Origin of the sequence: Streptomyces lothianensis, assembly GCF_047779955.1 — a bacterium.
GTDB lineage: Bacteria > Actinomycetota > Actinomycetes > Streptomycetales > Streptomycetaceae > Streptomyces.
Map to the genome: position 1 here is coordinate 1 of NZ_JBLMKT010000017.1, position 25,960 is coordinate 25,960.

Sequence of the window (25,960 nt, forward strand, 5' to 3'; positions counted from 1 at the left end):
TGCGGGCCGTGCGGACTGTGCGGGCCGTTCGGGCCGTTCGGGCTGTGCGGGCCGTTCGGGCCGTGCGGGCCGTTCGGGCCGTTCGGGCCGTGCGGACTGTGCGGGATCTGGGTGCCGTACGGCGTAGGGGTGGCGTACAGGCCCTGGGTGGCGTCCGGGGTGTACGTGCCGCCCGGGGTGGGGGTGCCGTCCGGGGAATGGCCCTCCGGAGCAAGGCCCTCCGGGGTGAGGCCGTCCGGTGCGTGGGGGCCGTGGTCGGCCCTGCGGCGGAGGTCGCAGAGGAGTTCGCGGGATTCGGCGGCGGCGCGGCGGGCGCTGCGGGCGACGAGGCCGGCCTGGTGGCGGACGGTCAGCGGGTCCATGCGGTCGGCGCCGGTGGCGAGGGCGTCGGCGGCCAGCGCCACGCCGTGCAGGGTCTTGGCGACCGAATCATGCATCTCGCGGGCGAGGCGGGCCCGTTCCTGCTCGACGGCCTCGGTGACGGCGAGGCGCGAGGTGGCCTCGCTGAGGGCCTGGGTGGCGGCGCCGAAGCGGAACATCAGGTTGCGCAGGGTCACGCCGATGATGCCGGAGGCCACGCAGAAACCGCTCAGCAGAAGGGTGCTCGCCGGGCCCGGCATGCTGTGGCGCCAGGCGGAGAAGGCGGCGGCGAGGACGAGGATCTGGGCGGCGGTGAAGAGGGCGGCGCCGCGCCAGCCGTGGAGGAGGCCGCCGAGGAGCGGGGTACAGACGGTGGCGTAGCCGAGGGGGGACTCCGGGGACGCGGTGAGGAGCAGGACCGAGGCGAAGGTCATGTCCACGGCCATCAGGGTCTTGTGCTTCAGGAGGAGGGGGCCGAGGGTCTCCCAGTCGCGGATCATCGCGTAGGAACACATGAGGCTGAGGACGACGGCCGAGCCGATGAGGATGCTGCCGAGGTTGCCTTCCGCCCTCGCCAGGGCGAAGGGGGCGCCCAGCGTGATCATGGCCAGGCGGAAGCCGACCACTTGGCGGCACAGGGCCTGGAGGGCGTTCAGCTGGATGGGGAGGCTGGGGGCGGGTGCGTCCTCGGCGGTGAACACGTCAGCCCCCGAGGATCGAGCCGAAGTCCGTGTCCGAGCCCAGGAACATGCCGCAGATGATCAGGATCAGGGTCGCCGGGACCATGAAGACCAAGGTGACCATCGTCGTCTTGGGGATGGTCTTCGCGGCGCGGCGGCGGGCGTTCTGGGCGTCGGTACGGCGCATGTCCGTGGCGATCTGGATGAGCGTCTCCGCGATGGGGGCGCCCAGCTCCTCGCCCTGCTGGAGGGCCGTGACGAACTGGGAGACCTGCTCCGAGGTGTTGCGGCGGCGGAGCTGTTCGAAGGCCTCGCGGCGAGGGACACCCATGTCCATCTGGCGGAGTGTGATGCGCAGTTCGTCGGACCACGGACCCTCGTAGCGTTCGGCGACACGGTCGAGGGCCTGGCGGAAGCCGAGGCCCGCGGAGACGACGACCGCGAGGACGTCCAGGAAGTCCGGGAGGGTGCGTTCGATCTGGTCCTTGCGGTCGCGGATCGCCTGCCAGATCAGCGCGTCGGCGGCGAAGAGGCCGAAGGCGAGGGCGAAGAGGGCGAAGAAAGGGGCGTCGTTGGCGAAGAGGGAGAGGGCGCAGACCGCGCCGAAGAGGCCGTAGACGGCGCGGCGGGCCGCGTAGCGGTCGAGCGTGAGGCCGCCCGGGTTGCCCGCCATGTCGATCTTCCGGCGTTTGGCCTCCACCTGCTTGGGGCCCATCAGACGCAGTACGGTCGGGGCGAACCGGATGCCCAGACGGTCGATCGCCGACTCCGTGGCCGAGACGCGCGAGGAGCCCGATTCCAGGGCCACCGCCAGATCGCCGGGGAGCTTGGCGTCGGCGCGGTACATCCGGATGCCGGCGAAGACGCCCGCCACGGAGAGGGCGAGCAGGGTGGCGAGGGCCAGGGCCAACATGGCGGGTCGGCTCCTTTCGGCTTCGGGAGGACGAGGAACAGGGGCGGGAACGGGAACGGGAACAGGGACGGGAGCGGGGACGGGAGCGGGGACGGGAGCGGGAGCGGGAGCGGGAGCGGGGACAGGTCTCAGACTTCGATGCGGCCCAGGCGGCGGATGACGACGAAGCCGACCGCGTACAGGCCGAGGGCGACGAGGATCAGGATCTGGCCCAGCGGAGAGCCGGTGACCTTCGCGAGGGCGCCGTCGTTCATCGCGTTCAGCATGAGCATCGCGCCCACGCCCAGGCAGGGGATCGTGAACGCGGTGGCGTTGACCTCCGAGAGCATCGTGCGGACCTCGCGCCGGGTCTCCTTGCGCTCCTCCAGGGTCTGGGTGAGATTGCGGAGCGAGCCGACGATCGTGCCGCCCGCCCGGTTGGCCAGGACGAGGGTGGTGACCAGGACGACCAGCTCGCGCGACGGCAGGCGCTCGGCCAGCTCGCCGAGGGCGTCGTCGATGCTGCGGCCGACGGCCAGCTGGTTGGAGACGATGGTCAGCTCCTCGCCCGCGGGGGCTTCGAGTTCGTCGGCCGCCATGGCGAGGGAGGTGCGCAGGGCCAGGCCCGCGTGGGTGCCGTTCGCGAGGAGGCGGGCCAGGTCGGGGAGCTGGTTGATGAAGGCCTCGATGCGCTTCTGTCGCTGCCAGTTGAGGAAGGTGTTCGCGGACCAGAGGCCCACGAGACCGGCGATCGGGCCGAAGAACGGGGCCAGGACGCTCGCCGCTACGAGCCAGAGCGCGGCGACCGTGACCAGCATGTAGACGAAGAACTCGCCCGGGGTCAGGTCCAGGCCCGTCGCGGCGAGCTTGCGCTGGATACGGCGGCCCGTGCTCGTACGCCTGAGACGCTGGTCCACGCCCGTGAAGCGGCGCCTGCGGCCCACCGGGACGTCGGTGGTCTGCGCGAGGCGGTCGATCAGGGCCCGGCGCTGGGCCTTGCCCGAGGCGTAGGTGTGCAGGCCCGCGGTGGCGAGGGCGCCGCACAGGAGGGTGCCGCCCAGGGCGAGGAGTACGGGACTGTTCATCGCGGTCGGCCTGTGGTTTCTGTCGTGGGCGGGTGGGGACCTGTGGGCGGGTGGGGGCTCGCGTCCGGGGGCGGCCAGGCGGTCGCCGCGCCCTGCGGGGGGTGGGGGGTGGCGTCCTGCGGCAGGTGGGGCGTGGGTTCTGCCGGCAGGTGGGGCGTGGGTTCTGTCGGCAGGTGCGGTGTCGTGTCCGTGATGCCGAAGGCCGCGGGGATCGGTTCGTTCGCGAGGTGGAGGCGTTCGGCGATGCGGCGGGGCAGCGGGAGGTGCTCGTACACGCCGTGCACGATGCGGTCCGCGCCCATGGGGCGGGCGGCGAAACGGCTCACCGGGGTGATCTCGAAGTCGTCGCGGCCGTGCGAGACGAGCAGGGCGATCTCGGTGATCCTGCGGGAGCCGTCCGCGAAGCGGGTCAGCTGGACGAGGACGTCGACGGCCGAGTTGATCTGGTCCTTGAGCGCCTCGAAGGGGACCTCGACGCTCGACATCGACGCGAGGGTCTGCAGCCGCATCAGCGCGTCCTCGGCGCTGTTGGCGTGGACGGTGGCGAGCGAACCGTCGTGGCCCGTCGACATCGCCTGCAGCATGTCGAGGGTCTCGCCGCCGCGGACCTCGCCGACGATGATCCGGTCCGGGCGCATCCGCAGGCTGTTGCGGACCAGGTCGCGGATGGTGATCCGGCCCTTGCCCTCCACGTTGGGCGGGCGGGATTCCAGGCTGATGACATGGGCCTGCTGGAGGCGGAGTTCGGCCGAGTCCTCGATGGTGATGATGCGTTCGTGCTCGGGGATCAGGGCGGAGAGGGCGTTGAGGAGGGTCGTCTTGCCGGTGCCCGTACCGCCGGAGACGATCACGTTGAAACGGGCCCGTACGAAGCTGCTGAGCAGCATCAGCATGTGCTCGTCGAGGCTTCCCATGCGGATGAGTTCGTTGAGCTTGTACGCGCGGGGGAAGCGGCGGATCGTGAGGGTGGGGCCCGTGAGGCTCAGCGGGGGGATGATGACGTTGACGCGCTCGCCGGAGGGGAGGCGGGCGTCGACCATGGGGGTCGACTCGTCGACGCGGCGGTTCACGGTGCTGACGATGCGTTCGATCGTCTGCATGAGCTGGTCGGTGCTGGCGAAGCGGAGCGGGAGCTGCTCCACGCGGCCCGCGCGCTCCACGAAGACGGCGTCCGGGCCGTTCACCATGATCTCGGTGATGCTGGCGTCTTCGAGCAGCGGTTCGAGGACGCCGAGTCCCAGGGCCTCGTCCACGACCCTGCGGATCAGCTGGGAGCGCTGGGTCGTGGACAGGACCGGTCCCTCGCGGCTGATGATGTGGCCGAGGACGCGCTCCAGGCGGGCGCGGCGGTCCGCGGCGGCGAGGGCCGACATCTCGGCGAGGTCGATCTCCTCCAGGAGCTTGGCGCGGTAGACGGCCACGGTGTGGTCGTCCTCGCGGGTGGTCGGCTTGCCCTCGGGGGTGGTGAGGCGGGCTCTGAGGCTCATCGGTGCATCACGCTCCTCTTCCCCCTCCTCAGTCGTCCGCGCTCACGGGCATGGTGACCTCGCGGGTGGCGGTCCAGCCCATGTCGGCGAAGGGGACGAGGTCGGGGATGTGGACGGTGACCTGGGCGGTGACGGTGCCGTCGCCTTCGGTGCGGGTGACGTCGGAGGTGAGCCAGCCGCTCATGGCCCGGCGGCCGGCGGTCTGGGCGCTCTCGTCCAGGGAGGCGGCACGGGCGGCTGCCCGCGCGCCCGTGCCGGCCTGGCTGGCCGAGTAGCCGACGAGGCCGAGTTGGATGCAGGCGAGGCCGACAAGGAGAAGGGTGGGCAGGAAGCCGGTGAATTCGAGGATGACGGCACCCCGGTCGCTCTTGAGGGCGCGCGGGCCCGGAGCGGGGTTTGACAACAGCTTCTGACGGCTCATCCCTCGTTCACCGCCCCTCCCTCGCCCGAGACGGTCCAGCCCGCGTCGAAGCCCGGGAAGAACAGGGGGACCTCGGAGGTGATCCTCGCCTTGTACATGTCGCCCTCCGGGGTGCAGGTGGCGGTGAAGCCGGCGCGCCAGGCCGAGGGGAGGCGGGCGCGGGCGGCCGACTCGCAGGCCGCCGCCGGGTCCTCGCCGCGCACGGCCGCCACCGCTCCCGCCCGCGCGCCCTCGTCCGCCGCGTTGCCCGCCAACGAGTACGTGTAGCCGTACAGCACGCACTGCCAGAGGATGGCGATCACCGCGAGGATCAGCGGGGCCATGCCCGCGAACTCGACGGTGACCGAGCCCTCGTCCTCGGCGAGGCGCTCCCTGCGGCGGCGCAGGCGGAGTGAGCCGCGGTCGCCGGTGAAGCGGGAGGACTTCGCGGGGAGGTTGCTGCGGGGCTCGATGAGCTGGAGTTCGCCGGCCAGCGCCCACAGGGCCTGTTTGACGGTGCTGCGGCTGTCCAGGTCCTGCATGCGGCCCGCGTCCACGGCGGACTGGAGTTCCTTGTAGGAGGAGGGGATGGTCGTGGCGGCCACCCGGGTGGCGGTGATACGGGAGATCAGGGACGGCTGGATCTCCGTGCCGCGGGTGTGGCGGTTCACCACCAGAACCGCTTCCTCCGCCTTGCGGATCTGGAGCCTGTCCCACATGCGGACCATGCGTTTGGCCGCACGGACGGCCACCACGTCCGGGGTGACCAACAGGACTGCCTGGTCGGCCATTTCGATGGCCGCGGCGTTCGCGCTGCTCATCTGCGTACCGCAGTCGATCACCACGACCTCGTAGCGGTTGCGGAGGGCGGAGACGGCCTGGCGGGCGACACGGTCCGTCACGTCCTCGCCGCGTTCGCCCTCCGCGGGGGCGAGGAGGAGACCGAGGCCGGTGGGGTGGGTGAAGACGGCGTCCTGGAGGACGCGGGGGTTGATGTCCGCGATGGCGGCCAGGTCGACGATGGAGCGGCGGAACTGGACGTCCAGGTAGGAGGCGACATCGCCGGACTGGAGGTCCAGATCGAGCAGGGCCACGGTGCGGCCCGAGGCGCGGGCGGCGAGGGCGAGCTGGACGGCGGTGAGGGTGGTGCCGACGCCGCCCTTCGCCCCGGAGACGGTGACGACCGTGCCGCCGGGTCCGGCGTGGGCTTCCGCGCCCTGGACGAGGTGCGGGCGTACGCCCCGGGACCAGGCCGCGGCGGTCTGGACGCGGGCCGCGAGCTCCTCGTAGCCGAGGGGCAGGCCGGCCAGTCCGCGCGCGCCCGCGTCCATCGCGGCGGAGAACAGGCCGGGGCTCGGGTCCTGGGTGATGAGGACGACGCCCACGACCGGGAAGCGCATGGCCACTTCCCGTATCAGCTCCAGGGCGGGGACGGGGCCGATGCGTTCGTGGACGAGGACGACCTCGGGGAGTTCGTCGAGGGACTCCCCCGCCAGGCGGGCGAGCGTGTCGAGGAGGGCCGTCGAATCGGGGACCGGGAGGGCCGGTTCGGCGTCCGGGAGCTGGCTCAGGAGGGTGGTGAGCGCGCGGGCGGAGTCCGCGTCGCCGACCGCCGGCAGGATACGGGTCGTCACGAAGCCCCCTGCTTGTCCTCGTCGAGGGTGTAGCTGCGGTCATCGGGTGAGATCGTGGCCGTGGAGCCCTGGGCGACCAGGGCGAGCCGCACGTTGGTGGCGAAGGATTCGGCGTAGGCGAGGCGCTGTGCGTCGAGGGTGCCGAGCGCGAAGGTGATCGGGACGGCCTCGCCGGCGCGGCTGCGGCGGTCGTCCTCGCGGGGGTCGAGGGGGGTCAGTTTGCCGACGTCGAGGACGCGGGCGTTCGCGACGATGATCTTCGACTGGTTCCTGCCCCCGTTCCCCGCGTCCCCCTTGCCCGAATCGGCCTTGAAGGTGGCGAAGATGTTGACCGTCGAGCCCGGGGTGATCTTTCCGGCGACCCCGGTCGCCGCGTCGATCATGATGGCGATCTCCTGTTCGCCTTCCTTCAGTTCGGGGCGGTCCACGATCATGTCCGACTGGAGGAGGGAGCCTTCGCGGAGCTTGGTGACCGCGATCTTTCCCTTGACCTCGCCCAGGTCGGTGACGGCGTTCGCCGAGAGCCAGCGCTTCGGGACGGAGATCCTCTCGAACTGGCTCTCTTCCAGGGTCCGGTACGGGGCGATGTCGGTCTTCAGGCGGTACGCGGTGACCTCGGGGCCCACCTTCGAGTTGACGTCGCGGATCACCGAGAGCACCCCCGCGAAGGCGCCGAGGGCGCACAGGACCGACAGGGCTATCAGGATCACACCGCGGCGCTGACGGGAGTTCATGGGCCGGACTACCTCGTTGTTCCGTCGGGGTGGTGGACAGGGCCGCCTATGGCCTTGCGGTGGCGGGCGGGGGCGAGGGCGGCCCCGCGCGGGTCGGCGGGGGTTGCCGCGCGGAGGTCGGCGGGGGCGGTCCCGCGCGGGTCGGCGGGACCTGTCCCGCGAGGGTCGGCGGGGGCGAGGGCGGGTGCCGCCGCCCGGTGCCGATGGGCGGGGGCCAGGGCGGCCTGGCCGGGCGGGGCGGTGCGGGCCCGGTCCTCGTACGGGAGCAGCGGGGCGGAACAGAAGGCGCAGAGGTCGCCGATGAGTTCGAGCCCGCACCAGTGGCAGTCCTCGCGCCTCACGGAGGAGACGAGCTGGTAGAGGACGGAGATGTCGGGGATGGCGGCGGCGAATTCGGAGAGCCTGCCGGTGGCCCACCAGCGCGCCGACTCGGCGGGCAGTACGGCTTCGGCGACCGACCGGACCTGCCAGGCGGGGGCCAGGGTGTCCGTGATCCAGTCGGTGGGCAGATGCCCCTTGGCGAAGTGGAGGCGGGTGGCGAAGCCGGGGCCTTCGAGCCCGGCGCCCTGGCCCGCGCCGCCCAGGCGGATCAACTGCGGCTTGGGGCCCGCGAGTACGGCGAACTGGGAGCCGGGCACCCAGGACTTGGCGTGCTGGGTGAGGCTGACCGGGACCCGGTCGAGCTTGGTGACCGAGCCGAGGACGGCGCCCGCGTAGATGTAGTGGGAGAGCAGCCGGGCGGCGGAGGCGAGGACGCCCGGGCTGAAGTCGCAGAGCGAGAGCTGGCGCAGCTGGAGGGCGAGCACGGCGAGGCCGAGCGGAGGCAGGTCCACGTCGAGCAGGGCGATGCGGTCGGATTCGAGCAGGGCGCGGACCGCGTGCAGGCGGTGGGCAGCGCGGTGCGGGCGTGAGGCCGGGGCGAGGACGATGACGTAGCCGTGCTGTTCGAGCAGGGTGTGCACATCGGCGAGCGAGGCCTCCAGGGGGCGTGAGCCGCGGTCGGGAGGCACCTGGAGCACGGCGGCGGGCGGCGTGTGCCGGTCGGGGGGCGGGAGGATCAGATCGGGAGCGGTCACCGCTATGGCCGTCGGCACGCTGAGACCCCCCCGATCACTTCCGACCACTTATGGCCTGCCTGCATCAGCACCATATCCACGGGATGGCCGGCTCAACACCTGATCGGCGTAACTCCTGGTGCCTTCTTGATCGACGGGGAGTGAGGGTGACTGGTGGCACCCCCTTCGGGCAGTCAAGTCCGGCCTTCGCAAAGGGAGTTGCCGCTTCCAGAGGTCTTGACAACCTGATTGGTCTGGACCAGATTGCGCGGCATCCCCCCATCCACAGGAGGCACGCAGTGGGCCGTACAAGACGGATACCGCAGATTCTGCTGGCCGCGCTGGCCGGCGGTGCGCTGACGGTCGGCGGGCTCGCCGCCACCGCACAGGCCGCCGATGTGAACGTGGCGAAGAACCCCGGCTTCGAGAACGGGCTCACCGACTGGACCTGCACCGCGGGCGCCGCCGTCTCCTCCCCCGTGCACGGCGGCGCCTCCGCGCTCAAGGCGACACCGGCCGGCATGGACCACGCCAAGTGCAGCCAGACGGTGGCCGTACAGCCCGATTCCACCTACGAGCTGAGCGCCTGGGTGCAGGGCGGCTACACCTACCTCGGCGCCTCCGGCACGGGCACGACCGACGTGTCCACATGGACGCCCGACTCGGCCGGCTGGAAACAGCTGAAGACGTCGTTCGCGACCGGACCCTCGACGACCTCCGTGACCGTGTACACACACGGCTGGTACGGGCAGCAGCCCTACCTCGTCGACGACTTCTCGGTCCTCGGACCCGACGGAGGCGACGGCGGCGGGGGCGGCGAGGACCCGGCGGTGCCCGAGGCGCCCACCGGGCTCGCGGTCGCCGGAACCACCTCGTCGTCCGTCTCGCTCTCCTGGAGCGCGGTGCCCGAGGCGACCGGCTACAACGTGTACCGGGACGGCACGAAGGTCGAATCCGTGAGCGGGACTTCGGCCACAGTCGGCGGACTGGCCGCGGACACCTCGTACAGCTTCCAGGTGAGCGCCACGAACACGGCGGGCGAATCGCCCCGTACGGCAGCGGTGAACGGACGGACCGCGCCCGGCGACGGGGGCGGCGGAGGCGGCGGTGACGTGCCCGCGCACGCGGTGACCGGGTACTGGCACAACTTCGACAACGGCGCCGCCATACAGCGCATCTCGGATGTCCAGGACCAGTACGACATCATCGCCGTCGCCTTCGCGGACGCCACGAGCACCCCGGGCGCGGTGGACTTCACGCTCGACTCGGCCGGGCTCGGCGGCTACACCGAGGCGCAGTTCAAGGCGGATGTCGCGGCCAAGCAGGCGGCCGGCAAGTCCGTGATCATCTCGGTGGGCGGCGAGAAGGGCACGGTCGCGGTCAACTCCGCGACGTCGGCGGCGAACTTCGCCGACTCCGTGCACGCGCTGATGCAGGAATACGGCTTCGACGGCGTCGACATCGACCTGGAGAACGGCCTCAACTCCACCTACATGACCCAGGCACTGCGCTCGCTCGCGGAGAAGGCGCCCGGGCTCGTCATCACGATGGCGCCGCAGACCATCGACATGCAGTCGCCGTCGAACGAGTACTTCAAGACGGCGCTGAACATCAAGGACATCCTGACCGTCGTGAACATGCAGTACTACAACAGCGGCACGATGCTCGGCTGCGACGGAAAGGTCTACGCACAGGGCACGGTCGACTTCCTCACCGCGCTCGCCTGCATCCAGCTGGAGGGCGGCCTCGACCCGTCCCAGGTCGGCCTCGGCCTCCCGGCCTCCACACGCGCGGCGGGCGGGGGCTATGTGAACCCGTCGGTGGTGCGTGACGCGCTCGACTGCCTGGCCCGCGGCACCAACTGCGGTTCGTTCACGCCACCGCGCACGTACCCGTCGATCCGGGGCGCGATGACGTGGTCGACGAACTGGGATGCCACGGCCGGGAATTCCTGGTCGGACGGGGTGGGGCCGCACGTGCACAACCTGCCGTAGCGGCTGCCCCGGGCTACGGACCCGGGTGTACGGCGGATGGCCGACGGCCGCCGTACACCCGCCGCTACTCTCTGGTGCGGCCGTACCGGGGCGCGGTCGTGCCCCGCGGCTGACTGAACTTCCTACTGGACCAGTTCGATGTGCGGGTGATCCGAGGACACCGGGCAGACGTGGAGCTGCAGGCATCCCCCGGCGATGTCGACGCGGGTGTAGCTCCCCGGCAGGATGCCGGGGGGAAGCGGATCACGGGCCTGGTCGCCCACGGGTACCCAGCTCTGGTTGTCGCCGTCCCATTCGGTGGAGGCGATGGTCAGCAGGGGTTCCATCTCGGTGCCGCAGACGGAGCAGACGCGCGGCACGGGGTCGGTGAGGCCCCAGCGGGACCAGCCACCGGACTTCCAGCCGGGGGCGGTGGACAGGTTGCTCGTGTAGTACGACTGCGGGGCCGTGGCATAGGAGCTGTCCACCGTGCTTCCGGCGGCCTGCCACCTGCTCCAGTCCGCCAGCTGCTCCTGCAGCTCCTTGCTCAGCTCCATGAAGGCGGGGTACTCGGTGACCTCCTCCGGAGCCAGCAGGCACGGCTGCGGCAGGTAGCCGGAGAATTCGACCGCGGGCGGTTCGGGCGGTGTGCCGAGGAGGTCGGTGACCGTGGCGGCCGTCCGCCAGACCAGCGCGGTCCCGGGGTGGTACTTCTCCTCGTCCGGGTGGTCGAAGGGGCACCACAGCACCTGCAGCAAATCGGCCTGTTCCCGGCCGGGCGGGCGCAGCAGAGGGACGTCGCGTGCGTACAGCTGGGCCACCGGCAGCAAGGGGATCGGGCCGCCGGGCCACGGCTGGTCGGCGCCGACGATGTCGTCGAGGGGCCATTCCTCGTCCTCCTCCGCGTCCTCGTCCGCGTCGGAGTCGCGCTGCGGCCCGCTCGTCGGGATGCCCCGGTCCTCCCGCACGCCGTCCAGGGGGTTGGACGCGAGGACCTGATCCCACGTGTGCGGGAAGGGGCAGTGCGGCCACGGTTCGTCGGCGGGCCACAGGAGCGGCCCGCCGACGGAACTGTCGTGCGGAGACGGCGACCCGGGCCGCGGGTGCAGCCGGGTCGCCGTGCGTGCCAGCGGGGCCAGCCGAGGGAAGAGTGCGGTGACGTCGAGCGGCCGCGGTGGAGTGGTACGACTCATGCCGGCTCCTGTGGCGCCAGGGGTGTCCGGCCGATCAGGCCGGACACCCCGATCGGTCGGGTTCAGTTTCCGAGGTTGTACTTCCCGGTATTGCCCTTGGTGTTGGGGATGTAGACCTCGGGGAACAGCGGCTGCGACGTGCCGTCCGCCCGCTGGACTGTAGCGCTCATGGTCACGCCCTGCGGAATCGTGCTGGTGGCGTCCTTGTAGTCGGGGACGACCACGTAGAGGATCGCGTCGTTCGGTCCGAACGCGTCGTTCCCCACCGCCGTCTGTGCCGCACTCTCGTAGGTGCGCATGCTGGGTGTTCCGGTGTTCATGCCCACCTGCCAGCAGGGGACGAGATTGTCCGGGCCGCCGTCGCCGGGCCTGCCCTTTCCGCCGACTTTGTTGGCGATCAGATGGCAGCGGGCGATCACGCTGGAGGTGTAGGGAGTCGTGGCACGATAGATCCTCGCGTCCTCCAAGCCGGTGATGTCCCCCTCCGCATCCGTTCCCTTGACGATGTTCTTCCCGATGCACGCCGTGGCCGTGCTCGCCCGGGTGCCCGATGGGCCGGGGGGGGTGGTGGTCTTGTTGACGTGATCGACCTTCTCGGTGGTGTTCAGGTACCACCCGTTGCCGGACTTCATGGACCCGGCCGGAAGGTTGTCCAGGCAGGCGGCCTGGGGCTCCGGGGTCGCGGCGGCGATCCGCACCTCGAACTCCTCGGCCTCCACCACGCGCTGGCTCTTGAAGCCCTCGGTGAGCTGCGTGTCGGCGCCGTCAACGGAGGCGCGGGGGGCGTGCACCTGTGCGCAGGGACGGCTGGTGTCCTCGCCGTTCAGCTTGTAGATGTCCCAGCCGCCGCTGCTGTAGTTGGGGACCAGCTCGGCGCACTGGGCGCCGTCGATGCCGCCTTCATGGGTGGCCGAGAAGGGGAACGCGCCGCAGCTGTCGTCCGCGACGAGGTCGGTCCGGGGCCCGAAGCCGCCGCAGGTGCGGCTCGTGCGGTCGGCGATGCCGCTCTTCGCGCGGGTCAGCGGCTTGTCACGGCCCCAGCCGTCGGCGAGGTTCTCCTGGGCCCACAGGTAGCCGGCCGCGGCGTTGCCCGAGCTCGTCGTCGCGCCGAGCTTCACGACCGGCGTGACGGAGGGCACGACACACCCGCGCTTGTCGGTATGCGTGGTGCTGGCCGTGTCCCGTACGTCGTCGTCGCAGCGGATCTGCTCCGGGTTGCTCCAGGAGGCGCTCGGGTCGGTGATCACGGCGCCGGGAGCGGTCACGTACAGCTTGTACGAGGTCGTGAACTCGAGCTTCGCGCCAGGGCCGGGCTTGGACTCGTAGGTCACGAAGCCGTTCACGGACTCGCCCTTGACCAGCTGTCCTCCCCACCAAGGGGAGTTCTTGGAGGCCTTGCAGCCCGTCGTGCACGCGGACCTGAACTTCGCGGTCAGGGACGTGACGGCCCCGGTCGCGCCGGTCATGGTGACCGTGACGTACTCGTTCCACTTCGGGTTCGTGATGGCGGCCGGCAGCATGGCGCTCTGCGCGACGCTGAGTGTGCCGGTGCCGATCTGCTTGCCGTTGCCGTCCCTGAGCACGTAGAGCACGGTCAGGCCGCTCACGCAGTACTGGAAGCGGCTGAACTGCCATGTGCCGGGGGTCGTGATCGTGCAGGAGGCGTCGTCAGCGGTGGCGGTGGCGGTGGCGGCCGTGGTGGCCGAGGCCGTCGGCTGCGCGGTGGCGGCTGTGGTCCGTCCGGCCGGCTCCGTCTGCTTGGCCCGCCCCGCCTGCTCGCCCCGTCGCCCGTTCGGTGTCACCGGCGAAGGGGTGACGGTGACGCAGGCCTCCACCGCACCCGCCCGCCGCTCGCGCGAACCGGGGCGGGTGGGCTCGCAGCTCTCCCCGGATGCGGCCGGCAGGGACCGGCTCAGGGTGGGGGCGGGGACGTCCTTCAGGTCGGCCAGGTCGATCCGGCCCACCTTGCGCCCGGGCTGCTCCTGCGCCTGCGGGGTCTCCGGCTGTGCCGGGGTGGCCATCGCCGTCGTGGAGGCGCCGAGCGCCATGACGGCCAGGAGGGAGAGGAGCACGCGCCGGGCGCGCGGTATTCGCGTCGAGCGGGAGCTGGACGGCGAGCGGGGTATTCGAGACGTCGGTCTCATCGTGAGGTGATTTTCCTTTCGGGTACGACGTGCCGGCCGGCGCCGCCTGGCGCCGGCCGGCACGTCCGGCACGTCCGGATGCTCGGCGGTCAGGCGCCGAGCACCCACTCCACGGCGTCGGAGAGGCCCTCCTTGGCCTCGTTGGCGAGCTTGGTGACCGCCGGCTTCGCCCTGCTGACGAGCGGCTTCACGAGCGGCTTCACGAGGCTGCCGCGGCCGGCGGTGACAAGGTTCAGGGCGCTCGTCCCCAGGGAGCTGAAGAACTCCCCGCTGGTGAACCCGTACTCGATGCCGGTGAAGAGCGTGCTCAGGCCACCGGCGATCACGGACACACCGGCGAAGACCGCAGCGGCGACACCCAGCGGCGGGAAGACCAGAGCGGCGACACCCAGACCGGCGGCGATGTAACCCGTGGCGGTGCTGACCGTGTCCAAGGCGTCGGCCCACCAGCCGGCGTCCGACCACCAGTCCTCGTTCTCGGAACCGCTGCCGTTCGGGTTCACCTGGTCGTTCTGCTCGCTGTCGGCCGGGTTCGACCCCTGCTCCCGCTCCCGCCGCGCCTTCTCCTCAGCCTCACGGGCGGCCTGCTCGGCCTCGGCCTGGCGCTTCTGGACCACGATGCGGCGTGCGTCGCTGGCCGCCGCGGCCGCGGCTTGTGCGTCCGCGCCCGCCGCCAGCGAGGCCTGGCGGGCCTTGGCGGCGGAGGCCTGGGCGTTGTACGAGGACTGCTGCGCCGAACGGGCCGCGTCGATGGCCTTGTTCGCGGAGTAGTTCGCCGAACGGGACGCGCTGCGCGCGGTCGCCGCCGCCGACGCGGCCTGGTTCGCCGAGGCCCGTGCGTCGGCCGCGGACTTGTCCGCCGCGGCGGCGTTCGCCCTCGCCTTGTCGGCTTGCACGTCCGCCGTCTCGGCCGCCTCGATGGCCTTGTCTGCCCACTCCTGTGCCTGTTCCCCGGCGTTGCGGGCCTTCGCCGCAGCCTCGGACGCCAGGGCCGCGTCCTGCTGCGCCTTGTACGCGATCTTGGCGGCGGCGGCGATCGCGCCGCGGACCGCCGCGATGTGGGTGGCGGAATCGTGGTCGAGCTGTGCCGACTTGAACTGCGTCCGCTGGACGAAGGTGCGGCGCATCCACGTCGGGCCCTCCAGGGCCACCTGTGCGTGCGCCTTGACGTACGCGCCCCCGTTGGCCATCGCCGTCGTGGTGGCGACCGCGTCGTCCTCCCGCATCGCCTCGGGGTACGCGCGCTCGAAGAAGTGCTTGTACCCCTGCGGGGTGTTGACGTTCAGCGCGTTGTTGGCGGCTTCGAGGACCGCCTTGCCCGGCTTGTCGTTGATGATGCGGAGAACCTGGATCTGGTGGTCCTCCTTCGAGGCCCGGATCAGCCCCGAGGTGAGGAAGTCACCGATCGCCGCGGAGTCGGCGCTGGCCAGCGCCGCGTGGGCCGCCTTCGCGATGGCCGGGCTGGATATCTGGGCAAGGTAGAGGACGGTCTCCTCGTCGTCCTGGTGCTGGGCGAGGGCCCGGTCGAGGTCGATCCAGGAGTACACGTCGTAGTCGCTCCCGGCCAGCGCGAACCGGGCGGCCTCCCGCGTCCACGCTCCCTTTGCCTCAAGGAGGCCGACGGCGGCCTTGCGTCCCAGAGTGGCGGCGAGCGCCAGATCACCGGTCTCGAACAGGGCCTTCTCCGCCGACGCGATCAGATCCTTGACGGCCTGCTCGGTCTGCTCCTCCTGCTTGCGCTTGTCCGCAAGCTCGGCCTCCTCCTCGGCTTCGATCTCGGAGAGCCGGCGGGCCTCGTCCATGCCCTGCAGCCGGTCCTCGTCCAAGCGAGCCAGCTCCGCCTGGCGGGCGGCCTGTTCCACCGCGGTGGCATCCTGCACGGCCTTGGTCGCGGTGTCCGCCGCCTCCTTTGCCTTGGCCGCGTGGGCGGTGGACTTGTTGGCGTAGTCGATGGCCTTGCCGGCGTACTTCACGGCCTCGTCGGCGGCGTCGGCCGCGTTCTCCGCGTGCTGGGCGGCCGAGTTCGCGGCGTCGCGTGCCGTACGCGCCGCGGAGGCCGCGGCGCTGGCGAGGGCCTGGGCGGTGGAGGCGGCGTTGGTGGCGCGGTTGGCCGCGGAGGAAGCGATCGCGGCCTGCCGCTTGGCCTCGGCGGCCTCGGCGTCGGCGGCACCCGCGGCCGTCGCGGCCTGCGCGGCGGCCGTGGCGGCCGCGGCGGAGTTGCGGGCGGCGGAGGCGGCGGAGCTGCCGGCGTTCGCGGCCTGCGTGGTGGCGGTCGCGGCGTAGTCGGCGGCCCTGGCCGCGGACCGGGCCTTGTCGGCCCCGTTGCGGGCGGCCTCGGCCGCGTCCTTGGCCGCCGCGGTGTTGGCGGCGTCCCTGGAGGCGGCGATGGCGGCGTTGTAGGCGCGCGAGGCAGCCGATCCGGCCGTCGCCGCCGCCTGGGAGGCGGCCGTGGCGGCCCAGGAGGCACGGCGGGACGCGGTCACGGCGGCCTTGGAGGCGGCGATGGCGCTGCGGGCGGCGTTCGCCGCGCCCTTGGCGGCGTTCGCGGCCTTGCGGGCCGCCGCTGCGGACTTCCGCACGTCGTCCTTGGCGGCCGCAGCCTCCGCGACGGCCTTCTCGGCGGCTGCCTTGGCCTTCGCGGCGGCGGTCTCCGCCCGCGCGGAGGCCTCGACGGCCATGTCGGTCTCGGCCTGGGCGCGCTTGCCCTCCCGTTCGACGACCGCGACGAGTTCCTCGATGGTCGCCGACTCCTGGTCGCGGGCGCGCGCGATGTGCTGGCCGGTGTCGAGGAACCACTCGATGTCCGACGCGGTGCCGTCCAGGGCGCGTTCGGCGTATTTGCGCACCTCGGGCCCGGCGCCGAAGAGCATGGTGGTCACCTCGACCTTGGCGTCCTCGAGGCGGGCGTCGTACTGGCCGTCGATGAGGAACAGCTCCAGCGCCTGCTGGGTGCCGGCGTCCAGGGCGGCGGAGGCCTCCCGCCGGACGGCCTTGCCGCCGGAGGCCATCACGGTGGTGGTGGCCACGCTCAGGTCCTCGTGCAGAGCGGGCTTGAAGTTCTCGTCGATGAAGGCTTCGACGGCCGCGTCACCGCTGTCGAGGGCGGCGCTCGCCTCGCGGCGCAGGCCCTTGCCGGAACGCGCGAGATACCTCAGGACGGCGACCCGGTTGTCCTCGGCGCGGACCTTGGGAAGCGTCTCGGTGAGGAACGTCCGGACGTCGGCGTCGGTTCCGTACAGCGCGTACGCCGCCGCGGCCTTGGTGGCCCGGCCACCCGTCGACCAGGCCTTGACCACCTTCGCGCGTTCGCTGTCCGGCAGGACCAGCGGGTCGGCTGGCGGGTCCTCCGTGGTGGCGGCGCGCGCCGGGGCGGCGAACGGCAGCGGCGCGGCGGCTGCGGCCGTGAGGGCGGCAGCCACGCCGAGGAGCCTTCTGCGGCTCCAGAACATCGTCTGCATAAGGGAGTTGTCCTCGCGTCGTCGATCGGTGGAATAGCAGGGACTGATCACTCGGGGCCGACCATATCAACGCGTGGAATGCTCAAGTCAGGTCAGGTTTCGTGAAATTGGGGCCTTGAGTGCGGCAATGCCGTGACTATTGACACAAAGACATCGGCAGCCAGCGGGGCATACGGCCACTGACGGCTTGTTGCGTCGCGATCAAGCCATCACAGCGTTATGGCCGAATCGCATCGCATAAACCCGCAATGGCCGAAAGTGGTCGCCCACGCAGGGCTCTCACCTGCCCATATGCAACCCGCAAACCTCTGTTCCGCGCCGCGCGGTTGCGTGACGGAGCAAAAGAAGGGCTCTTATGAGCCAATTCGCAGTCGTTACAGGGATCACTACAACCCTCCGCAGGGGTGACACACATCACGACCCATACTCACCGGTTGTCCGATTTCTCTCCGTTTCCTCATTGGACGACTCATCAAGTGCCCGGTTTGATAAGGAGCTTGACCACCGAAAAATGTCGAGTTTCTAGGACTGTGATGAAGCCACGCAGCGCATTCGTGCGCATCCTGGGCGCCGCGGCCACCGCGGGCGCCCTGACATGGGCCGTGCTCGCCGGAGGCGGCGCGACGGCCGGCCCCGCGGCCGGCTCGGACATCGGCAGCGTGACGGTCGCCGAGGCAGCGCCCGGCTACGCGGTCGAGGACTACAACTACCCGGACGCGGACAAGATCCTGGCCGAGCAGGACATCGTCCTGAAGCGCGGCGACGGCCACATCGTGCTCGCCGACTGCGCCGCCGGGACCGACCTCCTGAAGTTCCTCGCACGCGGTCACGCGGACGTGTGCTTCGAGGTCACCGCCGACGAGGGCTGGCTGACCCTCGAACTGCCCGCGGTGCACGGCGTGCGGACCGACGACTCCGCCAACACCCATCTGGAGATGACCGCGGAAGGCGACCGGGTCGAATACGACATCCCCGCCTCCACGTGGAAGGGCGTCGGCGAGTCCGTCGACGGTCGCGAGCACCTCCTGGTCGAGATCCGCGTCTCCAACTAGCCCGCGCCACCCCGCGATCGAGGAACACTTCTACATGCCAACCACCAGACACTCCCGCCTCGCCGCGCTCGGCGCCGCGCTGGCCGCAGGGACACTCACCCTGACCGCGGCGCCCGCCCTCGCCATCACCGGCGGCACACCGGTCGCCGGCGCCGACACCACCCACGCCTACACCGCGCAGATCACCATCGGCGCCCACGACCGCGGCTGCTCCGCCGTCCTCGTGGACCGCGAATGGCTGCTCACCGCGGCCAGCTGCTTCGCCGAGGACCCGACCGCCTCGCTCGCCGTCCCGGCCGGCGTCCCGCGGAAGACCACTACGGCCGTCATCGGCCGGTCCGACCTCGGCGGCACCCAGGGCGCCGAACGCCGCATCGTCGAACTCGTGCCGCGCACCGACCGCGACGTGGTCCTGGCCCGCCTCAACCGGCCCGTCACCAACGTGGCCCCGGCCGCGCTCGCCACCGCCGCGCCCGCGGCCGGTGCGGAGCTGACCTTCGCCGGATACGGGCGCACGAAGACCGTGTGGGCGCCGCTGAAGCTGCACACGGGCACGTACACCGTGGACGCCGCCGCGGACACCTCGGTGAACGTGACCGGCAAGGACGCCATGGCCGCATGCGCGGGCGACACCGGCGGCCCGGTCCTCTCCGGCGGCAAGCTCGTCGGCCTCAGCAGCCGGTCCGCCCAGGGCGGCTGCCTCGGCATCGACGAGTCCCAGACCTCCACTGCGGGCATCATCGCCCGCGTGGACGACCTGGGGCCCTGGATCGACGCCAAGGCCGGCGCGACCCGGATCACCGACTTCAACGGCGACGGCGCCGAGGACATCGCCATCGGCGACCCGATGGCCACCGTCGGCGGTGACACGACGGCCGGGCTCGTCCGCGTCATATACGGCGGCGGCAAGGGCACCGCCCAGATCGACCAGGACCTCGACTGGGTGCCCGGCGGCGCCGAGGGCGGCGACCACTTCGGCAACCACCTCGCCACCGTCGACTACAACGAGGACGGCTACACCGACCTCGTCGTCAGCGCCTCCGAGGAGAACGTCGGCAGCGTCGTCGACGCCGGCTTCGTCGACATCCTCTACGGAGGGCCCGAGGGTCTCGGCACCGGTGCCAAGAAGGCCACACACTTCGAACAGGGCTCCGGCAGCGGCGACATCGGCGGCTCGGGCCCCGAGAAGGGCGACCGGATGGGCGCCTCGCTCGCCGCCGGCACCACCGCCGAGGGCGAACCGTGGATTCTGATCGGCGCCCCCGGCGAGGCCCTCGGCTCGCTCACCAAGTCCGGCGTCGCCTTCTACGTCCGCGGCGGCACCGACGTCGTCATCCACCAGGACTCCCCCGGCGTCCCCGGCGCAGCCGAGGCCGGTGACGCCTTCGGTTCCTCGGTGGCAGGTGACGAGAACTTCATCGCCATCGGCGCCCCCGGTGACGACATAGGCGGCGACGCGAACGCCGGCAACATGGCCGTCCTCAGCCACAAGCTGGACGCCAACGGACGGCCCACCGTGGTCATGGGACTCGACCAGGACAACGCGAAGATCAGCGGCACCGCCGAAGCCGGCGACAAGTTCGCCGCGGCCCTCGCCCTGGTCGCCTACCGTCCGTCCGGTGCGGCCACCGCCACCGACTCGATCCTCGCGATCGGCGCTCCCGGCGAGGCCCTGTCCGTGGACGGCGGCGCCCAGCGCGCCAATGCCGGCAACGTCATGCTCGTGCACATCAAGGCCGACGGCACCTGGGACTACCAGCACGCGCTCAACCAGGGCAACAGCACCGACGACCGCTCCGGCACCATCGAGACCGGTGACGCCTTCGGCTCGGCCCTGAGCGCGGTCAACACCGCACCCCGTGCGGTCGGTTCCGCCGCCACCCTGAAGATCGCGGTCGGTGTCCCCGGCGAGGACCTCGGAAGCGCCGCCGACGCCGGTGCCATCCAAACCTTCTCGCTGATGGGTTCGGTCGGCGGCAACGACCACTGGGTCGAGGCCGGCGACGGCGACGGCATCCCGGGCTCCCCGGGTGAGGGCGACAAGCTCGGCAGGAGCATCCACTTCACCGCGCGGAACCTGTACGCCGGCATGCCCTACGGGCCCGCCGCCACCGGTTCCCTGCACGTCCTGCCGTTCCCGAACGTGGTACCGGGCGGCACCAGCAGGGCCGCGACCACCTACCAGCCGGGCCAGGGCGGACTGCCCGCCTCCGGCTCCTACTTCGGCTACTCGGTGCGCTGACCGGCCGGAACCGTGGAACGGCGTCCCGGGGACGAACGCGTCCCCGGGGCGCTCCTGGGCCGTCGGAATCCGCACCACCACGTAGCGAGCGAGGTATCGAACTTGATGACATCCAGCAGACGTTCCCGCCTGGCCGCGCTCGGCGCCGCCCTGGCCGCCGGAACCCTCACTCTGAGCACCGCACCCGCCACCGCCCTCACCGGCGGCAGCCCCGTCCCCGACGCGGACACCACCCACGCCTACACCGCCAAGATCACCATCGGCGAACACCACCGCGGCTGCTCCGGCAGCCTGGTGGCGCCGCTGTGGGTCATCACCGCGGCCAGCTGCTTCTCCGCCGACCCCTCCGGTGTCACCGCGGGCAAGCCCGAACAGGCGACCACCGCCACCATCGGCCGCCCCGGTCCGGCCACGGGCACGGGTGCCGTACGGGAGGTGGTCGAGCTCGTACCGCGTGCCGACCGCGACCTCGTCCTCGCCCGGCTCGCCGAGCCCGTGCACGACGTCCGCCCGGTGGCGCTCGCCGACACCCCGCCGGCCGCGGGCGACTCGCTGACCGTGGCGGGCTACGGCCGTACGGACACCGTATGGGCGCCGATGAACCCGCACACGGGCAGCTTCACCGTCGACGCCGCCCCCGCCGGCACCGATCTGAACATCACCGGCCAGGACGGCGCCGCCGTCTGCCCGGGCGACGCCGGCGGACCCGCCGTACGCCTCGTCGACGGCACGCCCGAGCTCGTGGCCGTCAACAGCCGTTCCTGGCAGGGCGGCTGCCTCGGCGTCGAGGAGACCCGCACCGGCGCCGTCAGCAGCCGCACCGACGACATCGCGGGCTGGATCAGGAGCAGGACCGACCCGCCCAGCACCACCGACTTCAACGACGACGGCGCGGACGACATCGGTCTGCTCTACGACTACGGAACCGCCGCAGACGGCCGCAGGCGCACCGGCCTGTGGACGTTCACCAGCACCGGCGGCACCGGCTTCGACAACCCGGTGAAGAAGTGGGACAGCGCCGACTCCGGCCGCAGCTGGACCTGGGCCAGGAGCAAGCCCGTGCACGGGGACTTCAACGGTGACGGCAAGGACGACGTCGCCGTCCTCTACGACAACGGCGAGCAGACCGGCGGCGGAAACCGTTCGGCCCTGTGGACGTTTACCAGCACCGGCGACGACTTCACCGACCCCGTCCGGGTCTGGGACAGCGCCGAGTCCTTCAGCAGCTGGACCTGGGCCGGCAGCAAGCCCATGGCCGGGGACTTCGACGGTGACGGCAGGGACGACATCGCGGTCCTCTACGACTACGGAACCACCGAGGATGGCCGTAGGCGCACCGGCCTGTGGACGTTCACCAGCACCGGTACCGGCTTCGCGAACCCGGTGAAGAAGTGGGACAGCGCCGACTCCGGCCGCAGCTGGACCTGGGCCAGCAGCACACCCATGGCCGGCGACCACAACGGTGACGGCAAGGACGACATCACCGTCCTCTACGACAACGGCAAGCAGTCCGACGGCCGGTACCGCACGGCCCTGTGGCACTTCACCAGCACCGGAAACGACTTCACCGCCCCCGCCCGGGTCTGGGACAGCGCCACGGACACCTCAAGGAGCTGGACCTGGGCCAGCAGCAAGCCCGTGAGCGGCGACTTCAACGGGGACGGCAAGGACGACGTCGCCGTCCTCTACAACAGGGGCGAACAGGACGAGGGCGGCTACCGCACCGCCCTGTGGACCTTCACCAGCACGGGCGACGACTACGCCGGCCCCGTCCCGGTCTGGGACAGCGCCGCGTCCTTCGGCAGCTGGACCTGGGCCAACAGCGCACCCATGGCCGGCGACCACAACGGCGACGGCAAGGACGACATCACCGTCCTGTACGACTACGGCGAACAGGCCGACGGCAAAAACCGCACGGCTCTGTGGAGCTTCACCAGCACCGGGGACGACGTCACCGGGCCGGTCCGGGTCTGGGACAGCGCCGAGGACTTCGGCAGCAGCTGGACCTGGTCCAAGAGCAACCCCGTCTAGGCGGGGCGAACGCACACGGACGGCGGCGGGGGCTTTCGCTTCCCGCCGCCGTCCCGACTGGCCCGACCGGCCCGACTGGCCCGACTGATCCGACTGATCCGACTGGCCCCACCGTCCGTCCCGACTGGCCCCGAACCCGCGCGTCCGCGGAAGGAGCCAGGGGGAGGCGCGGGCCCGAAGAAGTGACAGACGGGACCGGGATGTGACGAAGATCGCCCCGGGGCGAGGGCTTTGCCGGTTCCGATGCCGGTGCTGGTGCCGGTGCTGTCGCTACGGGGCGCCGCGCTGGGCGAGCTGGGCCTGGTAGTACGCGGCGACCGGGCCCAGTTCGGTGAGCCACCGGATCATCTTCTGCTGCTTCTTCGCGTTGACGACGCACTCGTGGAACCAGCCCGCACTGTGCGTGATGCCCACACGGAGGAACACGCCCTGGGCGGTGTAGTGCAGCTGGGCGAGCTGCTGCCAGGGGAAGTCGGCGACCTGGCCGCCGATGTCGAAGGAGACGCCCTCCGCGTCGATGACGACCGCGTTGTTCTTGTCGAAGGCGACGAACTCCGGGGCGGAGAAGGGCGGCTGCGGTGCCGGTTCGGCGCCGTACGCCTGCGGGGTCCGCGCGGGCGGGGCCTGGGGGGCGTACGCGGGAGGTGGCGGGACGTCTCCGGGTGGCGGGCCGAAGCCTGGGGTCGACATGCAGTTCATTGTGCGCGAGCGCCCCGGGCCGGGGCCACCGGGGCGCTCCGTGATGCGGCCTGGGCGTCAGTCGAGGACCGCGAGGGCGTCGATCTCGATGAGCAGGCCCTCGGGGAGGCCCACGTAGACCGTGGTGCGGGCGGAGGCGGGGGCCTTGAGGCCCTGTTCCTCGAAGTACGCGTTGTAGATCGCGTTCATCTCCGCGAAGTGGTCGACGTCCGTGAGGTAGACGCGGATCATCATCACGTCGTCCCAGCTCGCGCCGCCCTCCTCCAGGATCGCCTTGACGTTGGCCAGGGTCTGGAGCGTCTGCTCGCGCAGGCCCGGGCCCGCGGGTGTCGGCGGCCTGCCGTCCTCGTGCGGCAGGAAGCCGACCTGGCCGGCGACCTGGAGGATGTTGCCCTTGCGCACGCCGTGCGAGAACTTCGCGGGCGGGGTGGTGTGGGTGGGCGGGGTGAGCTGGATCTTCTCGGTCATGGTCGGTCCCTTTCGGGTGGGTGTTCTACCGGGTGGGGTTGCCGGGTGGGGCTACGCGGGTCGGGTGAGGCGGGTGCAGGTGCGTGGCCCCCGTACTCGCGGCTGATCGCTTCCGCGGTACGGCGTACGGCGGGGAGCAGCGCGAGGAGTTCCTCGGCCGTGACGACCACGTTGGGCGCGGAGACCGAGAGCGCGGCGACGACCCGCCCGTCCGCGCCCCGTACGGGCGCGGCGACGCAGTTGATGGACTCCTCGTGGCCGCCCAGGTCGCTGGCCCAGCCCTGTTCCCGTACGAGGGCGAGTTCCTTGAGGAAGGCGGCCGCGTCAGGCGTCGAACGGGGCGTGTAGCGGGGGTAGTCGAGCCGTTCGGCGAGTGCGCGGCGCTCGGGTCCGGGGAGATCGGCGAGGAGCAGCTTGGCGACGGCGGCGACCGTGATGGCCACGGGTTTGCCGATCCGGGAGTACATGCGCACCGGATAGCGGCTGTCGACCTTGTCGATGTAGACGACCTCGTGCTCCTCGTACACCGCGAGATGGACCGTGTGCCCGGTCCGCTCGTTGAGTTCCACGAGGTGGGGGTGGGCACTCTCGCGTACGTCGAGGTTCTCGACGGCCTCCTGCGCGAGGGCGAAGAGGCGGGCACCGAGGCGGTAGCGCTGGTCGGGCTGCCGGTGCACCAGACCGTGCTCGTGGAGCGTACGGAGCAGCCGCAGCGCGGTCGACTTGTGCACGTCGAGCCGCGCGGCGACCTGCCCGAGATCGGCGGGGCCCTCGGCGAGCAGCGGAAGGATGCGCAGGGCGCGGTCGACGCTCTGGCTCATGGGGTCGTCCCCGCTTCCGTCGGCCGGGTGGGGGTGGGGACCGCCCCTGCCCCGTCCCCGGCGCCGGTCCAGCCGGGGCTCAGGTGCAGCGCCCGCCAGTCCTCTTCGGGCAGCGCGGCCAGGTGGTCCGCCTGGGCGCGGGACGGCGGATGGGCGGTGTCGCCCGGGTCGGTGAGGGCGGCGGCGGCCCAGAGGTGGGCGTGCCGCAGCCGCGCCTGGGCGGGCAGCCCCCGCAGGGTCGCGGAGAGAAACCCGGCGGCGAAGGCGTCCCCGGCGCCGACGGCGGCGACGACATCGACGGTGGGGGCGGGGACGTACGCCCCAGCGACCGGTTCGGCGGTCGGTCCGGCGGTCGGTCCGGCGGTCGGTCCGGCTCGGTGGAAGACGGTCGCGCCCCGTGCGCCGTGTTTCACCACCAGCGTGCCCGGCTCCGGGAGCGCGGCACGGATCGCCTCCGCGCCGCCGGTGAGGGACCAGGCCGCCTCCGCCTCGTCCTCGCCGACGAAGACGACATCCGCGCCGCGCGCCAGGTCGAGCAGGACGTGCGCGTCGGCGGGCTCGCGCCAGAGGCCCGGGCGGTGGTTCAGGTCGAACGAGACCTGCGGCCGCCCGTCGCGCGGGGCCGTCAGTTCGCGCATCAGGGCGAGGCAGTCGGGTGAGAGGGCGGCGGTGATGCCGGAGAGATGCAGGATACGGGCGTCCACCGCATCCACCCCATCCAAAGCGTCCCTCGCGTCCCTCGCGTCCACCACGTCACCGGCGCCCACCCCGTCACCGGCGTCCACAGCGTCACCGGCGCCCGCCGCATCGGCCGACGTGTCGGTCAACGTATTGGCCGGGGACATCGCGGAGGCCGCGGATCCCTCGCGGTAGTACGCGACTTCGTGACGCGCGCTCGCCCGGTCGGCGGCGGTACGGAAGTAGATGCCGGTCGGGCGGGCCGGATCGCGGTGGACCCCGGACGTGTCCACTCCGCAGGCCGCGATCTCACGGGTCAGATACTCCCCGAAGGCGTCCGCGCCGACCCGGCCGATCCACCGGACCCGGTGGCCCGCGCGGGCGAGGGCGCAGGCCACGTTGGACTCCGCGCCGCCGATGCCGCGCTCGAAGGCGGGTACGTCGGCGAGGCGCCCCGGCCGTGTGGGCCGGAAGGTGACCATGGATTCGCCGAGGCAGGCGACGTCGAAACGCGCGGATCCGCGGGCGGCGCCCGCCGCGGCTCCGGGTCCGGGCCCGTTCTGCTGGTGCACTGGGCTCCTTCTCCCTCCCGCGGGGCGGGCGTTGACCCGCTGTCGGCACGGATGTTAGACAGTGGCGAGCGCAGGGTGCAATGGCCGTTGCGGTATGCGCAACGGGCCGGAAGGAGGCTTCGATGGCAGCCGACAGCATGGATGCGGGCGGCGGACCGGACGCCGCGAAGCCCACACCGGCCTCGCAGGGCACTGCGGGTACACCGGCCACCCCCACCCGCGCCTAATCGACCATCTCCACATACCGAACATAGCTGCCCCCCCAGTCGGCGCAGTCGGCGATCAGGGCCACCTACGGCAAG

The 25,960-nt window shown here is 71.8% G+C and carries 19 protein-coding genes; 4 read left to right on the forward strand and 15 right to left on the reverse strand.

From position 1 onward, the window contains the following. From ACLF6P_RS03230 to ACLF6P_RS03265, 8 genes are all read right to left on the reverse strand, one after another. A partial coding sequence (locus tag ACLF6P_RS03230; protein WP_415947909.1) for a histidine kinase occupies window positions 1-1,061 on the reverse strand: 1,061 nt, incomplete at its 3' end. Between the two features lies 1 nt (window position 1,062). Further along, complete coding sequence (locus tag ACLF6P_RS03235; RefSeq protein WP_415947910.1) at window positions 1,063-1,953, reverse strand: DUF5936 domain-containing protein; 891 nt, start codon at window positions 1,951-1,953, stop codon at window positions 1,063-1,065. Window positions 1,954-2,081: 128 nt separating this feature from the next. Beyond that, window positions 2,082-3,017 carry a type II secretion system F family protein gene (locus tag ACLF6P_RS03240; RefSeq protein WP_415947911.1) on the reverse strand — a complete coding sequence of 312 codons (936 nt, stop codon included), beginning with the start codon at window positions 3,015-3,017 and terminating at the stop codon, window positions 2,082-2,084. After that, window positions 3,014-4,504 (reverse strand): CpaF family protein, encoded by a 1,491-nt coding sequence (locus ACLF6P_RS03245; RefSeq protein ID WP_415947913.1) that lies wholly within the window; start codon window positions 4,502-4,504, stop codon window positions 3,014-3,016. The genes ACLF6P_RS03240 and ACLF6P_RS03245 overlap by 4 nt, the downstream gene beginning before the upstream one ends. Window positions 4,505-4,532: 28 nt before the next feature. Then, window positions 4,533-4,925: a TadE/TadG family type IV pilus assembly protein gene (locus ACLF6P_RS03250; RefSeq protein WP_415947915.1), complete on the reverse strand. Its 393-nt coding sequence runs from the start codon at window positions 4,923-4,925 to the stop codon at window positions 4,533-4,535. After that, entirely contained in the window at window positions 4,922-6,538 is a 1,617-nt protein-coding gene (locus tag ACLF6P_RS03255; RefSeq protein WP_415947916.1) for an AAA family ATPase, read from the reverse strand. Before ACLF6P_RS03255 ends, ACLF6P_RS03250 begins: the two co-directional genes overlap by 4 nt. Further along, window positions 6,535-7,272: a Flp pilus assembly protein CpaB gene (cpaB, locus tag ACLF6P_RS03260; protein WP_415947917.1), complete on the reverse strand. Its 738-nt coding sequence runs from the start codon at window positions 7,270-7,272 to the stop codon at window positions 6,535-6,537. The genes ACLF6P_RS03255 and cpaB overlap by 4 nt, the downstream gene beginning before the upstream one ends. An 8-nt stretch (window positions 7,273-7,280) precedes the next feature. After that, window positions 7,281-8,366, reverse strand: coding sequence for a hypothetical protein (locus ACLF6P_RS03265; protein ID WP_415947918.1), 1,086 nt, complete (start codon window positions 8,364-8,366; stop codon window positions 7,281-7,283). A 260-nt stretch (window positions 8,367-8,626) separates the two neighbouring features. Between ACLF6P_RS03265 and ACLF6P_RS03270 the strand changes: the two genes are divergently transcribed. Then, a complete protein-coding gene (locus ACLF6P_RS03270) occupies window positions 8,627-10,321 on the forward strand; it encodes a chitinase (RefSeq protein WP_415947919.1) in 1,695 nt (564 codons plus the stop codon). Between the two features lie 122 nt (window positions 10,322-10,443). Here ACLF6P_RS03270 and ACLF6P_RS03275 read toward each other — a convergent pair whose 3' ends face one another. The 3 genes from ACLF6P_RS03275 to ACLF6P_RS03285 form a co-directional block, all read right to left on the reverse strand. After that, window positions 10,444-11,493, reverse strand: a complete 1,050-nt coding sequence (locus ACLF6P_RS03275) for a hypothetical protein (RefSeq protein ID WP_415947920.1) — start codon at window positions 11,491-11,493, stop codon at window positions 10,444-10,446. A gap of 62 nt (window positions 11,494-11,555) precedes the next feature. Next, complete coding sequence (locus ACLF6P_RS03280) at window positions 11,556-13,565, reverse strand: hypothetical protein (protein ID WP_415947922.1); 2,010 nt, start codon at window positions 13,563-13,565, stop codon at window positions 11,556-11,558. 161 nt (window positions 13,566-13,726) lie between these two features. Continuing rightward, complete coding sequence (locus ACLF6P_RS03285) at window positions 13,727-17,095, reverse strand: ALF repeat-containing protein (protein WP_415947923.1); 3,369 nt, start codon at window positions 17,093-17,095, stop codon at window positions 13,727-13,729. A 533-nt stretch (window positions 17,096-17,628) separates the two neighbouring features. Between ACLF6P_RS03285 and ACLF6P_RS03290 the strand changes: the two genes are divergently transcribed. The 3 genes from ACLF6P_RS03290 to ACLF6P_RS03300 all read left to right on the forward strand — a co-directional run bounded on the left by ACLF6P_RS03290 (window position 17,629) and on the right by ACLF6P_RS03300 (window position 22,420). Beyond that, a complete protein-coding gene (locus ACLF6P_RS03290; protein WP_415947924.1) occupies window positions 17,629-18,147 on the forward strand; it encodes a hypothetical protein in 519 nt (172 codons plus the stop codon). Between the two features lie 34 nt (window positions 18,148-18,181). Continuing rightward, complete coding sequence (locus tag ACLF6P_RS03295; RefSeq protein ID WP_415947925.1) at window positions 18,182-20,389, forward strand: trypsin-like serine protease; 2,208 nt, start codon at window positions 18,182-18,184, stop codon at window positions 20,387-20,389. Window positions 20,390-20,494: 105 nt separating this feature from the next. Beyond that, window positions 20,495-22,420 (forward strand): trypsin-like serine protease, encoded by a 1,926-nt coding sequence (locus tag ACLF6P_RS03300; RefSeq protein ID WP_415947926.1) that lies wholly within the window; start codon window positions 20,495-20,497, stop codon window positions 22,418-22,420. Window positions 22,421-22,690: 270 nt separating this feature from the next. On the opposite strand, the gene ACLF6P_RS03305 is transcribed toward ACLF6P_RS03300, so the two are convergent. The 4 genes from ACLF6P_RS03305 to ACLF6P_RS03320 form a co-directional block, all read right to left on the reverse strand. Beyond that, window positions 22,691-23,110, reverse strand: coding sequence for a hypothetical protein (locus ACLF6P_RS03305; RefSeq protein ID WP_415947927.1), 420 nt, complete (start codon window positions 23,108-23,110; stop codon window positions 22,691-22,693). 66 nt (window positions 23,111-23,176) lie between these two features. Next, window positions 23,177-23,587, reverse strand: a complete 411-nt coding sequence (locus tag ACLF6P_RS03310) for a RidA family protein (RefSeq protein ID WP_415947929.1) — start codon at window positions 23,585-23,587, stop codon at window positions 23,177-23,179. After that, window positions 23,584-24,408, reverse strand: coding sequence for an IclR family transcriptional regulator (locus ACLF6P_RS03315; RefSeq protein WP_415947930.1), 825 nt, complete (start codon window positions 24,406-24,408; stop codon window positions 23,584-23,586). The genes ACLF6P_RS03310 and ACLF6P_RS03315 overlap by 4 nt, the downstream gene beginning before the upstream one ends. Then, window positions 24,405-25,658 (reverse strand): sugar kinase, encoded by a 1,254-nt coding sequence (locus ACLF6P_RS03320; protein WP_415947931.1) that lies wholly within the window; start codon window positions 25,656-25,658, stop codon window positions 24,405-24,407. The genes ACLF6P_RS03315 and ACLF6P_RS03320 overlap by 4 nt, the downstream gene beginning before the upstream one ends. Between the last annotated feature and the right edge of the window lie 302 nt (window positions 25,659-25,960).